This is a genomic window from Streptomyces sp. NBC_00158 (assembly GCF_045160885.1).
Classification (GTDB): Bacteria; Actinomycetota; Actinomycetes; order Streptomycetales; family Streptomycetaceae; genus Streptomyces.
Window position 1 is genome coordinate 5,203,212 of sequence record NZ_CP108161.1, and the last position, 15,167, is coordinate 5,218,378.

General features: G+C 72.2%; 10 protein-coding genes. 9 read left to right on the forward strand and 1 reads right to left on the reverse strand.

Going from position 1 to position 15,167, the window contains the following annotated elements; translation table 11 throughout:
- Nucleotides 1-7: 7 nt before the first annotated feature.
- The 5 genes from OG553_RS23940 to OG553_RS23960 all read left to right on the forward strand — a co-directional run bounded on the left by OG553_RS23940 (nucleotide 8) and on the right by OG553_RS23960 (nucleotide 5,721).
- A complete protein-coding gene (locus tag OG553_RS23940; protein WP_405980948.1) occupies nucleotides 8-1,039 on the forward strand; it encodes a carbohydrate ABC transporter permease in 1,032 nt (343 codons plus the stop codon).
- 2 nt (nucleotides 1,040-1,041) lie between these two features.
- Complete coding sequence (locus OG553_RS23945; protein WP_405980949.1) at nucleotides 1,042-1,917, forward strand: sugar ABC transporter permease; 876 nt, start codon at nucleotides 1,042-1,044, stop codon at nucleotides 1,915-1,917.
- A gap of 55 nt (nucleotides 1,918-1,972) precedes the next feature.
- Nucleotides 1,973-3,586: a glycoside hydrolase family 13 protein gene (locus OG553_RS23950; protein WP_405980950.1), complete on the forward strand. Its 1,614-nt coding sequence runs from the start codon at nucleotides 1,973-1,975 to the stop codon at nucleotides 3,584-3,586.
- Complete coding sequence (locus OG553_RS23955) at nucleotides 3,574-4,587, forward strand: LacI family DNA-binding transcriptional regulator (protein WP_405980951.1); 1,014 nt, start codon at nucleotides 3,574-3,576, stop codon at nucleotides 4,585-4,587. The genes OG553_RS23950 and OG553_RS23955 overlap by 13 nt, the downstream gene beginning before the upstream one ends.
- A gap of 879 nt (nucleotides 4,588-5,466) precedes the next feature.
- Nucleotides 5,467-5,721 carry a hypothetical protein gene (locus OG553_RS23960; protein WP_405980952.1) on the forward strand — a complete coding sequence of 85 codons (255 nt, stop codon included), beginning with the start codon at nucleotides 5,467-5,469 and terminating at the stop codon, nucleotides 5,719-5,721.
- 60 nt (nucleotides 5,722-5,781) lie between these two features.
- Here OG553_RS23960 and OG553_RS23965 read toward each other — a convergent pair whose 3' ends face one another.
- Nucleotides 5,782-6,036 (reverse strand): hypothetical protein, encoded by a 255-nt coding sequence (locus OG553_RS23965; protein ID WP_405980953.1) that lies wholly within the window; start codon nucleotides 6,034-6,036, stop codon nucleotides 5,782-5,784.
- 167 nt (nucleotides 6,037-6,203) lie between these two features.
- On the opposite strand from OG553_RS23965, the gene OG553_RS23970 reads away from it, so the two are divergent.
- The 4 genes from OG553_RS23970 (at nucleotide 6,204) to pulA (ending at nucleotide 15,091) form a co-directional block, all read left to right on the forward strand.
- Nucleotides 6,204-6,989, forward strand: a complete 786-nt coding sequence (locus OG553_RS23970; protein ID WP_405980954.1) for an alpha/beta fold hydrolase — start codon at nucleotides 6,204-6,206, stop codon at nucleotides 6,987-6,989.
- Nucleotides 6,990-6,996: 7 nt separating this feature from the next.
- The gene (locus tag OG553_RS23975; protein ID WP_405980955.1) at nucleotides 6,997-7,119 is read left to right on the forward strand and encodes a hypothetical protein; all 123 of its coding nucleotides are present in this window, start codon (nucleotides 6,997-6,999) and stop codon (nucleotides 7,117-7,119) included.
- A 777-nt stretch (nucleotides 7,120-7,896) separates the two neighbouring features.
- Nucleotides 7,897-9,648 (forward strand): carbohydrate-binding module family 20 domain-containing protein, encoded by a 1,752-nt coding sequence (locus tag OG553_RS23980; RefSeq protein WP_405980956.1) that lies wholly within the window; start codon nucleotides 7,897-7,899, stop codon nucleotides 9,646-9,648.
- Nucleotides 9,649-9,685: 37 nt separating this feature from the next.
- Entirely contained in the window at nucleotides 9,686-15,091 is a 5,406-nt protein-coding gene (gene pulA, locus OG553_RS23985) for a pullulanase-type alpha-1,6-glucosidase (RefSeq protein ID WP_405980957.1), read from the forward strand.
- Nucleotides 15,092-15,167: the final 76 nt, after the last annotated feature.

Here is a 15,167-nt window from a genome sequence, read left to right on the forward strand (position 1 = left end):
ACGGACGATGGCTGCTGACACCAGCCGGTCGGTGGCGAAGGCCGCGGACGGCGAGAAGACCCTCGCCGCCCGCGGCCCCAGCCGCACGACTGCCAAGAACGCCGGAAGCCCGCGCGGCGGCATCCGCCGCGCCCTCGCCACGCACTGGTACGCCTGGGCCATGATCGCCCCGGTCGTGCTCGTCCTCGGCGTGATCGTCGGCTGGCCGCTCGTGCGCGGCGTCTACCTGTCGCTCACCGACGCCAACGAACGCAACGTCGCCCGCACCATCGGCGTGCGCCACATCGACGCCACGTACGAGTTCGTCGGGCTCGACAACTACGCGGCGGTCCTCGGCGACCCCGTCTTCTGGCAGCGGCTGGTGTGGACGGTGGTGTGGACCGTCGCCTGCGTCTCCGTCACCTTCGTCCTCGGCCTCACCCTGGCCACCATGCTCAACCGGCAGTTCCGGGGCCGCGCCGCCTACCGCATGGCGCTCATCCTGCCCTGGGCCGTGCCCGGCTTCGTCTCCGTCTTCGCCTGGCGGTTCCTCTTCAACCGCGACAACGGCATCCTCAACAAGATCCTCGACGGCGGCGGCATCTCCGCGGTCCCGTGGCTGGACGACCCCACCTGGGCCAAGCTCTCCGTCATCGCCGTCAACGTCTGGCTCGGCATCCCCTTCATGATGGTCGCCCTCCTCGGCGGCCTCCAGTCCATCCCCGGCGAGCTCTACGAAGCCGCCGAGATGGACGGCGCCGGCCCCTGGCAGCGCTTCCGGCACATCACCCTGCCCGGACTGCGCGCCGTCAGCATGACGGTGATCCTGCTCTCGACCATCTGGACCTTCAACATGTTCCCGGTGATCTTCCTGCTGACGCGGGGCGGCCCCGGCGACTCCACCGAGATCCTGGTGACCCAGGCCTTCCGCGAGGCCTTCATCGCGAGCCCGCGCGACTTCGCCGGCTCCGCGACCTGGGGCGTGCTGATCCTCGGCCTGCTCATGATCTTCGCGCTGGTCTACCGGCGCTCGCTGCGCAAGCAGGGAGAGGTGTGGTGACCATGACCTCCAACGAGAACGCCCCGGCCGCCGCGAAGCCGGCACCCCGCCCGCGCGGTGCGCGGTCCCCGCTCGCCTCCTTCGGACTGCACGCCACGCTCGTCGTCGCGTCCGTCATCGCCGTCTTCCCCGTGCTGTGGATCCTGCTGACCTCGCTCAAGCCGGCCAAGTACGCGATCAGCACGGACTTCGTGAAGGAACCGACCCTCTCGAACTACACCTACCTGCTGGAGGACAGCCACTTCCTCAGCTGGTTCTGGAACTCGGTGCTCGTCGCCGGCGTCACCACCGTCCTCGGCGTGTTCATCGCCGCCACCACCGGATACGCCGTCAGCCGCTTCAAGTTCCCCGGAATGAAGCCGCTCATGTGGACCCTGCTCATCACTCAGATGTTCCCCATGGCCATCCTCATCGTCCCGCTCTACAACCTGATGGGCGACCTCGGGCTGCTCAACCAGCCGCTCGGCCTGATCATCACGTACCTCACCATCGCCGTGCCGTTCTGCGCCTGGATGATGAAGGGCTTCTTCGACACGATCCCGGTCGAGATCGACGAATCCGGCCGCGTCGACGGGCTCAACCCCTTCGGCACCTTCTGGCGCCTGATCCTGCCGCTCGCCAAGCCCGGCCTCGCCGTGACCGGCTTCTACGCCTTCATCACCGCCTGGGGCGAGGTCGCGTACGCCTCCGCCTTCATGGTCGGCGAGGAGAACCTCACCCTCGCGGGCGGCCTGCAGACCTTCGTCACGCAGTACACCTCCAACTGGGGCGCCATGAGCGCGGCATCCGTCCTCATCGCGATCCCGGCGGCCGTCTTCTTCCTCTTCGCCCAGCGTCACCTCGTCGCCGGTATGACGGCGGGCGCCACCAAGGGCTGACCACCCGGCGTTCGCTTCCTGTTTTCCGGTACCGGCCCGATCTTCCAAGGACACCATGACCCAGCACCTCGCCGACGCGCTCCCCACCCCGACCGGGACCCAGCCCGGCTGGTGGAGAGACGCGGTGATCTACCAGGTCTATCCGCGCAGCTTCGCCGACTCCAACGGGGACGGCATGGGGGACCTCGAAGGGATCCGCAGCCGGCTGCCCTACCTGCGCGACCTGGGTGTCGACGCCGTGTGGCTCAGCCCCTTCTACGCCTCCCCGCAGGCCGACGCCGGCTACGACGTCGCCGACTACCGGGCCATCGACCCCATGTTCGGCACCCTGCACGACGCCGACGCCGTCATCCGCGAAGCCCATGGGCTGGGCCTGCGGATCATCGTCGACCTCGTCCCCAACCACTGCTCCGACCAGCACGAATGGTTCAAGCAGGCGCTGCGGGAGGGCCCGGGGACCCCACTGCGCGAACGCTTCCACTTCCGGCCGGGCAAGGGCGAGACCGGCGAGCTGCCGCCCAACGACTGGGAGTCCATCTTCGGCGGGCCGGCCTGGACCCGGGTCGAGGACGGCGAGTGGTACCTGCACCTGTTCGCGCCGGAGCAGCCCGACTTCAACTGGGAACACCCGGCCGTGCAGGACGAGTTCCGGTCCGTGCTCAGGTTCTGGCTGGACCTGGGGGTGGACGGGTTCCGCATCGACGTCGCCCACGGGCTCGTGAAGGCCGCCGGGCTGCCCGACCTGGGGCGCGACGAGCAGCTCAAGCTGCTCGGAAACCAGGTGCTGCCCTTCTTCGACCAGGACGGCGTCCACGAGATCTACCGGAAGTGGCGCACCGTCCTCGACGAGTACGCCGGCGACCGCATCGGCGTCGCCGAGGCCTGGGCCCCCAACGTCGAGCGCACCGCCCTCTACGTACGCCACGACGAACTCCACCAGGCCTTCAACTTCCACTACCTGACGACCGGCTGGGACGCGGCCGCGCTGCGCGCCGCCATCGACGCCTCGCTCGACGCCATGCGGCCCGTCGGCGCCCCGACGACCTGGGTGCTGTCCAACCACGACGTGGTCCGCCACCGGACCCGCTTCGGCAGCCTGGAGCGGGCCCGGGCGGCCGCGCTGCTGATGCTGGCCCTGCCCGGGTCGGCGTACGTCTACCAGGGCGAGGAACTCGGCCTGCCCGAGGTCACCGACCTGCCGGACGAGGTGCGCCAGGACCCCTCGTTCTTCAAGGCGAACGGACAGGACGGGCTGCGGGACGGATGCCGCGTCCCCATGCCGTGGTCGGGCGACGCGGCCCCGTACGGCTTCGGGACCGGCGGCAGCTGGCTGCCGCAGCCGCAGGAGTGGGCCGGGCTGAGCGTCGAGGCCCAGACCGGGGACGCGGACTCCACGCTGGAGCTCTACCGTGCCGCCCTGCGGATCCGCCGCGAGCACCCCGACCTGGGCGCCGGGGACGCCGTGGAGTGGCTGGACGCCCCGGAGGGCGTGCTGATGTTCCGCCGCGGCGGCTTCGTGTGCGCGGCCAACACGACGGGGGACGCGGTGCGGATACCGGGGATGGGCGCCGGTGCCGGTTCTGGTTCCGTGCTGCTGGCGAGCGGCGAACTGGCGGACGCGGCCCCCGACGCCCTGCCCGGTGACACGGCGGTGTGGTGGCAGGGGTGAGTTCCCCGCTGCGGCTGACGGACATCGCCTCGCAGGCCCAGGTCAGCGAGGCGACCGTCAGCCGTGTCCTCAACGGCAAGGCGGGCGTGGCGGCCGGCACCCGGCACCGGGTGCTGGCCGCCATGGACCTGCTCGGCTACGAGCGGCCGGTGCGGCTGAAGCGGCGCAGCAACGGACTGGTCGGGCTGCTGATCCCTGAGCTGACCAACCCCATCTTTCCCGCGTTCGCGCAGGTCATAGAGCAGGCGCTGGCCGGGCAGGGGTACACGCCGGTGCTGTGCACCCAGACCCCGGGCGGGGCGACCGAGGACGAACTCGTCGAGCAGCTGGAGGAGCGGGGGGTCACGGGGATCGTCTTCCTGTCCGGCCTGCACGCCGACTCGTCGGCCGACCCGGCGCGCTACCAGCGGCTCTCGGCGCGCGGGCTGCCGTTCGTGCTGATCAACGGCTTCAACGAAGCCATCAGCGCCCCGTTCGTCTCCCCGGACGACCGCGCGGCGGCGGATATGGCCGTACGGCACCTGGAGGAGCTCGGCCACCGGCGCATCGGGCTCGCCATCGGGCCGACGCGGTACGTCCCCTCGGCGCGCAAGGAGCAGGGGTTCCTGGCCGCACGGCCGGGGGCGGCGGAGGAAGGGCTGGTCCAGCGCACCCTGTTCACCGTCGAGGGCGGCCACGCGGCGGGCGGCGCCCTGCTCGACCGGGGCTGCACGGGCGTGGTCTGCGCCAGCGACATGATGGCGCTCGGCGTCATCCGCGCCGCCCGCGAGCGGGGGCTGCGCGTCCCCGAGGACGTCTCGGTGGTCGGCTTCGACGACTCCCCGCTCATCGCCTTCACGGACCCCCCGCTGACGACGGTCCGCCAGCCGGTCCGCGCGATGGCCACGGCGGCGGTGGGGGCCCTGCTGGAGGCGGTGGCGGGAACACCGGTCCAGAGGACCGAGTACGTCTTCCAGCCGGAGCTGGTGGTACGGGGATCCACGGGGACGGTACGGGGGTAGGGGGGCGGGGCGGGAGCGCACGGGGCTTGCGGCGCGGGCCCGCCATCTCCCCCTCGACCCGCCGGGGCCGGGCGGTGGCTGCCCACCCGCCTCCCCGTCTGCGGGTGGGTGCGTACGTCGGGTCGTGGCGGGCTGTTTCAACGGCTCGTCCGGATCTGGGAGGGGCGGCGTCACCCCCGGCGGGGCCGCGGTGCGCAACCGTCGCGGTCGCACGGCGCGGGGGCCCGCGGGTCCGCCGGGTGATGGCCGGCTGCGGTTGCGGGGCGGTGAGGGCGGGGAGCGGTGCACCCTCGGGCGGTCTCAGGGCAGCCTTGGGGGTTTCCCGTCAGTCCCATCGTCCTTCCGTGTCGGGCCGGTCCGTCAAGGGCGCTCCTTCGTCGCGTCGCTTCGCGATGGCCTTCGGCCACCCTTGACAGGCCGTCCCGCCCCGGAAAGCCGAAAGACTGCCGGGAAACCCCCAAAAGAACGGTCACGGGGGAGGAGGGGAGGGGCGCCCCCTCAGTGCCGAGGCGGGGGGCCGGGCGTCGGCCGGCCGGGCATCCGGGCCCCATGTCCGTGATTCCGGGCCAGGGGCGCGCCTACCCGCACGAAAGGTCGATCAGAGCCCCCTGCGGAGCCCCCAAGCGCGTCAGATCGCTACGCGCTCCTCAAATCTCAGCGTCCGGCGGCCGCCTTGGGCTGATACCCGCACCAAAGGGCGAACAGAGCAGCTCGGGGATCCGACGGGCGCGTCAGATCGCTACGCGCTCCTCTTCTTTCGGCGGCCTACGACCGCCTTGGGCTGATACCCGCACCTGAGGTTGGTGGGCGGTCGCCCGTGGTCCGTACGACGACGCCGGTCTTCATGAGCGTCTCCGACCTCGGCTAGCGTCCTGCGGCATGGGGATCGCGGAGAAGGGCACGCGGACGATCGTCGTGGATGGCGAGAGGTACCGGTGGGTGGTTGCGGCCGATGACGAGCCCGGGCTGGGGATCGTCGTCGTGCACGCGGAGGCGGACGGGCAGCGGATGGTGACGTGGGTCGAGCACGGGACGGTGATCGCGCCGGGGCTCGTCGCGGTGGTCATCCGGCGGGCGCTGGAGCGGTACGGCTGGACGCCCCGGGAGCGGGGGAAGCAGCTCACGTTGCGCTAGAACGCCGCGGGGGCGGGCCGACGTTGCCGTCGGGCCGCCCCCGCGGTGGGTCGCTCCGGGTCAGGCGCCCAGGTGGGAGCCGTTCGCCCACTCCTTCTCGCCGTCCTTGTGGCAGGAGGACTGGTAGACCGGGCCCGCGAACGCCGGGAGGTTGTGGGGGACCGCGGCGAACGTGGAGCAGTCCGACGAGTGGGCCTTGCGGCCGGCGTCGAAGTAGTCGATCTCGACACCGTCGTTGGCCAGGGCGGCACCGGCCCCGCCCAGGAGGATGCCGGCAGCCAGGACGGACGCGGTGACAGCGGAACGAATACGCATGACTCCCCTAAGGATCAATGGACGGACGCGCCGGTCGATCCGCGCGTCGGCCGGTCCAACCGTGCGCGGGCGCCGCCAGGAACGGCCGTTCACTCCAATGCCCGCAGCTGTATCGTTTCGGCGTCCGGCGCTTCCGCCGGTTGGGTGGTGCGTGCAAGCATCTGCGGATGATCAGACTTGCCGATGATCTCGGCCACCTTTCGTACGTCGTCGCCGGTGACGGGCCGCCCGTCGTACTCGTGCACGCCGGCGTCGCCGACCACCGGATGTGGGACGCCGTCGTACCCGGCCTCGCGGAGCACTACGCGGTCGTCCGCTACGACCTGCGCGGCTTCGGCGAATCCGCCCCGCCGACCGGTCCGTACGGCGACGTCGACGACCTGCGGCGCCTCCTGGACCACCTCGGCCACGACCGCGTCCGGCTCGTCGGCGCTTCCTGGGGCGGCCGCGTGGCCCTGGACTTCACCCTCGCCCACCCGGACCGGGTGCACTCCCTGGCCCTGTTCGCCGCCCCGTGGCCCGGCTACGACTGGTCCGCCGAGATGCACGAGTACGACGCCGCGGAGACGGCCGCCCTGGAGGCGGGGGACGCGGACGCCGCCACGCAGATCAACCTGGACATGTGGCTGCGGGGGCCCGGTCGGGAGTGGGCGGACGTCAAGTCCGGTCTGGCCGACCGGGTCCGTGAGCCGATGCGGATCTCGCTGGTGAACATGGCCGTACGTGACGAGCACGGGCAGGGAGCGGGGAGCGCCGACCTCGCCGCCGTCGCCGTTCCCACCCTGGTCGGCGTCGGCAAGCTGGACGTCGCCGACTTCCAGGACATCGCCCGCCGCTACGCCGCCGAGATCCCCGGCGCGACGCTGCTCGAATTCCCCACCGCCGCCCACCTGATCGCCATGGACGCGCCCGCCGAACTCGTCGCGCAGCTCGCCCCGTTCCTGGCCCGGTAGGACCGTCGTGTCCCGCAACGCTGTCTGGTGGAACTACGACGGCGGAGTCGTCCAGTTCGTCGCCGAGCTCTGCGCCGGAAAGCTCGAACCGTGGGTGCTGCCCCGGGTCAGGCCCACACTCACCGGCTGACGGGCCGATACCGGCCCCCGACGGCCGCCGGCCGCCGAGATCCGAGGAGCGCGTAGCGATCTGACGCGCGCCTCGGCTTCCCGGCTGTTCTCATCAACCTCTGGTGCGGGTATCGGCCCAAGCCGGTCGCCGGCCGCCGAGAAGAGAGGAGCGCGCAGCGATCTGTCGCGCCCACCGGCTCCCCGCTGCTCTCTTCGTCCTTTGGTGCAGGTGTCAGCCCAAGGCGGCCGCCGGACGCTGAGATATGAGGAGCGCGCAGCGATCTGTCGCGCCTGGGGGCTCCGCAGGCCGATCTGGTCGGCCTTTCGTGCGGGTAGTCGCGCCCCTGGCCCGGAATGGCGGCCTCTGAGGACCCGGATGCCCAGCCGACCGGCCCCCGGCCCCTCGCCTCAACGCTGATGAGGCCACCCCTCTCCTCCTCCCCCGTGACCGTTCTTTTGGGGGTTTCCCGGCAGTTCTTCGGCTTTCCGGGGCGGGTCGGTCTGTCAAGGGGGGCCGAAGGCCATCGCGAAGCGACGCGACCGAAGGGAGCGCCCTTGACGGGCCGTCCCGACACGGAAGGACGATGGGACTGCCGGGAAACCCCCAAACCATACCTGATCCGGCTCATTTGGACACCCCTTCCACCCCACCGCCCCGCAATGCGCAGGGCCCCCGGAAACAATTCTGCAATCTCTTGCGCAAGGTCTTGCAACACTCCTGGTCGCCCCCCTACGGTCGCGTGCAACTCCCCACCCCCACCCCACCCCCACGCCTTCCCGCCAGGAGGACCCCCGCATGGCTCGATCCAGATCCCTCCCCGCCCGCGCCGGCAGAGCCGCGCTGGCGGTGGCCGCGCTCGCCGCCGCCTCGCTCACCGGACAGGCGGTCCAGGCCCCGCAGGCTTCGGCGGCTCCGCCCGGGGAGAAGGACGTCACCGCCGTGCTGTTCGAGTGGCGGTTCGCCGACGTCGCCAAGGCGTGCGCCAGCAGCCTCGGGCCCGCCGGGTACGGGTACGTGCAGGTGTCGCCGCCGCAGGAGCACGTGCAGGGGTCCCAGTGGTGGACCTCGTACCAGCCCGTCAGCTACAAGATCGCCGGGCGGCTCGGGGACCGGGCCGCCTTCAAGGGCATGGTCGACGCCTGTCACGCCGCCGGGGTCAAGGTCGTCGCCGACTCCGTCATCAACCACATGGCCGGCCCCGCCGACCCCGGCGCCACCCTCACGGGGACCGGCGGGTCCACGTACGGCAAGTACTCCTACCCCGGGCTCTACTCCGGCGCCGACATGGACGACTGCCGGGCCGAGATCTCCAACTACCAGGACAAGGCCAACGTCCAGAACTGCGAGCTCGTCAAGCTCGCCGACCTCGACACCGGCGAGGAGTACGTGCGCGGCCGGATCGCCGCCTACCTCAACGACCTGCTCTCCCTCGGCGTCGACGGGTTCCGCATCGACGCCGCCAAGCACATGCCCGCCGCCGACCTCGCCAACATCAAGTCCCGCCTCGCCAACCCCTCCGTGTACTGGAAGCAGGAGGCGATATACGGGGCCGGCGAGGCGGTGTCGCCGTCCGAGTACCTCCCCTCCGGCGACGTGCAGGAGTTCCGCTACGCCAGGGACCTGAAGCGGGTGTTCCAGAGCGAGAACCTCGCCTACCTGAAGAACTTCGGGGAGGCCTGGGGGCACATGGCCTCCGGCAAGACCGGGGTGTTCGTCGACAACCACGACACCGAGCGCAACGGCGAGACCCTCAACTACAAGAACGGCGCCGACTACACCCTCGCCAGCGTGTTCATGCTGGCCTGGCCCTACGGCTCGCCCGACGTGCACTCCGGGTACGAGTGGACCGACAAGGACGCCGGCCCGCCCAACGGGGGCACGGTCAACGCCTGCTACTCCGAGGGGTGGAAGTGCCAGCACGCCTGGCCGGAGATCTCCTCCATGGTGGCCTGGCGGAACACCGCGCGCGGGCAGGGCGTCACCGACTGGTGGGACAACGGCGGTGACCAGATCGCCTTCGGGCGCGGGACCAAGGCGTACGTGGCGATCAACCACGAGACGACCCCGCTGACCCGGACCTTCCAGACCTCCCTCCCCGCCGGCACCTACTGCGACGTGCAGAGCGGCAGCGGCAGTGCCGGCGGCCGCGCCGTGACCGTGGACTCCGGCGGCCGGTTCACCGCCACGCTCCAGCCGCAGACCGCCCTCGCCCTGCACATCGGCGCCCGTACGTGCACGGGGGCCCCGCCGGCCTCCTCCGGGGCCTCGTTCGCCGTGAACGCCACCACCGTCCCCGGCCAGGACGTCTACGTCACCGGCGACCGTCCCGAGCTCGGCGGCTGGAACACCGGCGCCGCCCTCAAGCTCGACCCGGCCGCCTACCCGGTGTGGAAGCTCGACGTGACCCTCCCGGCCGGGACCTCCTTCGCCTACAAGTACGTCCGCAAGGACGCCTCCGGGAACGTCACCTGGGAGAGCGGGGCCAACCGCAACGCCACCGTCCCCGCCAACGGCAAGGTCACGCTGACCGACACCTGGCGCAACTGACCACCGACCGCACAGCCCGACCCCGAGGAGTGACCCCTTGATACGCCCCGCCGCGGGAGCCGTCGCAGCCGCCCTGGCCGTGACGCTCCTGCCCGCCCTCCCCGCGGCCGCCGCCGCGCAGGCCCCGGCGCCGCCGTCGGACGCGAAGCTGGCCGCCGAGCCCGCCCGGCACGACCTGACCCGCGAGCAGTTCTACTTCGTGCTCCCGGACCGGTTCGCCAACGGCGACCCGCGCAACGACCGGGGCGGGCTGGCCGGAGGCCGCCTGGAGACCGGCCTCGACCCGACGGACAAGGGCTTCTACCAGGGCGGGGACCTCAAGGGGCTCACCGACCGGCTCGACTACGTCAAGGGGCTCGGCACCACCGCCATCTGGCTGGCGCCGATCTTCAAGAACCAGCCGGTGCAGGGCAAGGGCGCGGACGCGTCGGCCGGCTACCACGGCTACTGGATCACCGACTTCACCCAGGTCGACCCGCACTTCGGCACCAACGCCGACCTGGAGCGGCTCATCGACAAGGCGCACCGCAAGGGGATGAAGGTCTTCTTCGACGTCATCACCAACCACACCGCCGACGTCGTCGACTACCGCGAGGGCTCGCACGAGTACCTGTCGAAGGGGGCCTTCCCCTACCTGACCAAGGACGGGGTCCCCTTCGACGACGCGGACTACGCCGACGGCCGGGCCGACGGGAAGCGGAAGTTCCCCGCCGTCGACGCCGCCCGCTCCTTCCCCCGCACCCCCTTCGTGCCCGAGGCGAAGAAGGACCTCAAGGTCCCCGCCTGGCTCAACGACCCGGCGATGTACCACAACCGGGGCGACTCCACCTTCGCCGGGGAGTCCTCCGAGCAGGGCGACTTCTCCGGCCTCGACGACCTGTGGACCGAGCGTCCCGAGGTCGTCAGCGGGATGGAGAAGATCTACGAGAAGTGGGTCGAGGACTACGAGATCGACGGCTTCCGCATCGACACGGTCAAGCACGTCAACACCGGCTTCTGGACCCAGTGGGCCACCGCCCTCGACAAGTACGCCGACCGGCGCGGCCGCCCCGACTTCTTCATGTTCGGCGAGGTGTACTCCGCCGACACCTCCGTCACCTCCCCCTACGTCACCCGCGGCCGCCTCGACGCCACCCTCGACTTCCCGTTCCAGGACGCCGTCCGGGCGTACGCCTCCCAGGGCGCGCCCGCCGGCCGGCTGGGCTCCGTGCTCGCCGACGACTACAAGTACGGCTCCGACAAGGCCAACGCCTACGAGCAGGTGACCTTCCTCGGCAACCACGACATGGGCCGCTTCGGCACCTTCCTGAAACAGGACCGGCCCGGGGCGGGGGAGCGGGAGCTGCTCGACCGGTACCGGCTGGCCAACGAGCTGATGTTCCTCACCCGCGGCAACCCGGTGGTCTACTCGGGCGACGAGCAGGGCTTCACCGGCTCCGGCGGTGACAAGGACGCCCGCCAGCCCCTGTTCGCCACCCGCGTCGCCGACTACCTGGACGACGACCAGCTCGGCACGGGGCGCACCCACGAGAGCGATGCATACGATCCGGAGCACCCGCTCTACATGCAGATCAGTGCTCTCTCGAAGCTGACCAAGGCCCACCCGGCCCTGCGCGACGGCATCCAGAGCGAGCGCCTCGCCGACGGGTCCGCGTACGCCTTCGCCCGCACCGACCCCAAGACCCGTACGGAGTACCTGGTCGCCGCCAACAACAGCGGCACCGCCCGTACCGTCGAGGTCGACGCCCCGCCCGGCGCCTCCTACCTCCCCCTCTACGGGGCCACCGGCCCCGGCGGCACCCCCTACGCGGCCCCCGCCCCCGTCACCGCCTCACCGGCAGGCCGGCTCACCCTGAACCTGCCCGCCCTCGGCACCGTCGTCCTCCGGGCCACCGCCCCCCTGCCCGCCCCCACCGCGAAGCCCGCGCTCACCCTCAAGGCCCCCGCCCCCGGTGCCACCGGCACCGTCGAGCTGTCCGCCGACGTCACGCCCGGCGCCGGCCCCGGCGCCCTCACCCGGGTCGTCTTCGCCGCGCAGACCGGTACCGGCAAGTGGCAGGTCCTCGGCTCCGCCGACCACGCCCCCTACAAGATCACGCACCCTCTCGCCCCGGCCACCCCCGCCGGTACGCCCCTGCGCTACAAGGCCGTAGCCGTCGACTCCACCGGCCGCACCGCGTCCGCCCTCGGCGCCTCCACCACCGGACAGGCCCCGCCGCCCACGCCCCCCACCGCCACCCAGCGCGACTACGCCGTCGTCCACTACAACCGCCCCGACGGCAACTACACCGACTGGCGCCTGTACGCCTGGGGCGACCTCGCCGACGGCGAGGCCACGCCCTGGCCCGAGGGGCACCCCTTCACCGGCCGCGACGCCTACGGCGCCTTCGCGTACGTCCGCCTCAAGCCCGGCGCCTCCTCGATCGGCTACCTCGTCATCGACAAGGACGGCAACAAGGACGTCGCCGCCGACCGCACCCTCGACCTGACGAGGACCGGCGAGATCTGGCTCGAACAGGGCAAGGAGCCCGCCCGCACCGACCGCCCCGCCCACCCGCCGCAGGACCAGGCCAAGGCCGTCCTGCACTACCAGCGCCCCGACGGCGCCCACGACGGCTGGGGCCTGCACGTGTGGACCGGCGCCGCCACCCCCACCGACTGGGCCAAGCCCCTCATGCCCACCCGCACCGACTCCTACGGCGCCGTCTACGAGGTCCCCCTCGCCCCCGGCGCCACCAGCCTCGGCTACATCCTCCACAAGGGCGACGAGAAGGACCTGCCCGCCGACCAGTCCCTCGACCTGAAGGCCACCGGCCACGAGGTGTGGATGCTCGGCGGCCGCGAGAAGTACCTCCTGCCGCAGCCCGCCGGCTCCGCCGCCGCCCTCGACCTCACCAAGGCCGAGGCCGTCTGGATCGACCGCGACACCCTCGCCTGGAACGCCCCGGGGACCGCCGCCTCCCTCCAGCTCCTCGCCTCCCGCGAAGGCCGGATCACCACCGACGGCGGCGTCCTGCACGAAGCCGGCGCCCAGTGGCTGCGGCTGAACCGCTCCGCCCTCACCCCCGCCCAGAAGCAGAAGTTCCCGCACCTGGCCGCGTACGGCGCCTACACCGTCGACCCCCGCGACCGCGACCGCGTCCGCGAGGCCCTGCGCGGCCAGCTCGTCGCGAGCGCCCGCGCCGCGAACGGCGCCGTCCTCGCCGCCACCGGCGTCCAGCTCGCCGGCGTCCTCGACGACCTGTACGCGAACGACGCCCCCCTCGGCCCCGTCTTCAAGGACGGCCGCCCCACCCTCTCCGTCTGGGCCCCCACCGCCCAGCAGGTCGCCCTCGAACTCGACGGCCGCACAGTCCCCATGCGCCGCGACGACACCACCGGCGTCTGGTCGGTGCGCGGCGAACGCTCCTGGACCGGCAAGCCCTACCGCTACGCCGTCACCGTCTGGGCGCCCAGCACCCGCCAGATCGTCCGCAACCTGGTCACCGACCCCTACTCCACCGCCCTGACCACCGACTCCACCCACAGCCTCGCCGTCGACCTGGCCGACCCGAAGCTCGCCCCGCCCGGCTGGAAGGAACTGCGCAAGCCCGCGCCCGTCCCCTTCACCAGCGCCCAGATCCAGGAACTCCACGTCCGCGACTTCTCCGTCGCGGACGCCACCACCGAGCACCCCGGCCAGTACCTGGCCTTCACCGACACCGGCTCCGCCGGCATGCGGCACCTGCGCGAGCTGGCCGCCGCCGGCACCTCGTACGTCCACCTCCTGCCCGCCTTCGACTTCGGGACCGTCCCGGAGGACCCGAAGGCCCGCACCGAACCCGCCTGCGACCTGGCGTCGTACGCCCCCGACTCCGAGCAGCAGCAGGCCTGTGTCGCCGCGGCCGCCGCGAAGGACGGCTTCAACTGGGGCTACGACCCGCTGCACTACACCGTCCCCGAGGGCTCGTACGCGAGCGACCCGAACGGCACAGCCCGCACCGTCGAGTTCCGCAGGATGGTCCAGTCGCTGAACGGCGCCGGCCTGCGCACCGTCATGGACGTGGTCTACAACCACACCGTCGCCGCGGGCCAGTCGGACAAGTCGGTCCTCGACCGGATCGTCCCCGGCTACTACCAGCGGCTCCTCGCCGACGGCTCCGTCGCCACCTCCACCTGCTGCTCCAACACGGCGCCCGAGAACGCCATGATGGGCCGCCTCGTCGTCGACTCGGTCGTCACCTGGGCCAGGCAGTACAAGGTCGACGGCTTCCGCTTCGACCTGATGGGACACCACCCGAAGGCGAACGTCCTGGCCGTCCGCAAGGCCCTCGACGAGCTGACCGTCGCCAAGGACGGCGTCGACGGGAAGAAGATCGTCCTCTACGGGGAGGGCTGGAACTTCGGCGAGGTCGCCGACGACGCCCGCTTCGTCCAGGCCACGCAGAAGAACATGGCGGGCACCGGCATCGCCACCTTCTCCGACCGCGCCCGCGACGCCGTCCGCGGCGGCGGCCCCTTCGACGATGACCCCCGCGTCCAGGGCTTCGCCTCCGGCCTCTTCACCGACCCCAACGGCGCCCCGGCGGGCGGCACCCCGGCCGAGCAGCGGGCCCGCCTGCTGCACGCCCAGGACCTCCTGAAGGTCGGCCTGACCGGCAACCTCGCCTCCTACGCCTTCACCGACTCCGCCGGCCGCCGCACCACCGGCTCCGGCGTCGACTACAACGGCGCCCCGGCCGGCTACGCGGCCGCCCCCGGCGACGCCCTCGCCTACGCCGACGCCCACGACAACGAGTCCCTGTACGACGCCCTGGCCTACAAGCTGCCCGCCGGCACCTCCACCGCCGACCGGGCCCGCATGCAGGTCCTCGCCATGGCCACCGCCGCCCTCTCCCAGGGCCCGGCCCTCTCCCAGGCGGGCACCGACCTGCTCCGCTCGAAGTCCCTGGACCGCAACTCCTTCGACAGCGGCGACTGGTTCAACGCCCTGCACTGGGACTGCCGCGACGGCAACGGCTTCGGCCGGGGCCTGCCGCCCGCCGCCGACAACCGGGCCAAGTGGCCCTACGCGAAGCCCCTGCTGACCGGCCCGGCCCCCGGCTGCGCGGACATCACCGGCGCCTCCGCCGCCTACCGCGACCTGCTGCGGATCCGTACGACGGAACCCGCGTTCGCCCTCACCACCGCCGAGGCCGTGCAGCAGCGGCTGTCGTTCCCGCTGTCCGGGCCGGAGGAGACCCCGGGCGTCCTCACCATGGCCGTCGGCGACCTGGTGGTGGTCTTCAACGCCACCCCCGCCGACCAGCGCCAGCGCGTCCCCGCCCTCGCCGGCACCGGCTACGCCCTGCACCCCGTGCAGGCGGCGGGCGCGGACCCGGCGGTGAAGCGGTCCGCGTACGACGCGGCGGCGGGGGAGTTCACCGCCCCGGCGCGCACGGTCGCGGTGTTCAAGCGCGGCTGAGCACCACCGGGCAAGGGCGCGGCGGTGCCGGAGGGGAACTCCGGCACCGCCGCGCCGCGTTGTGCGGGTCAGGGCG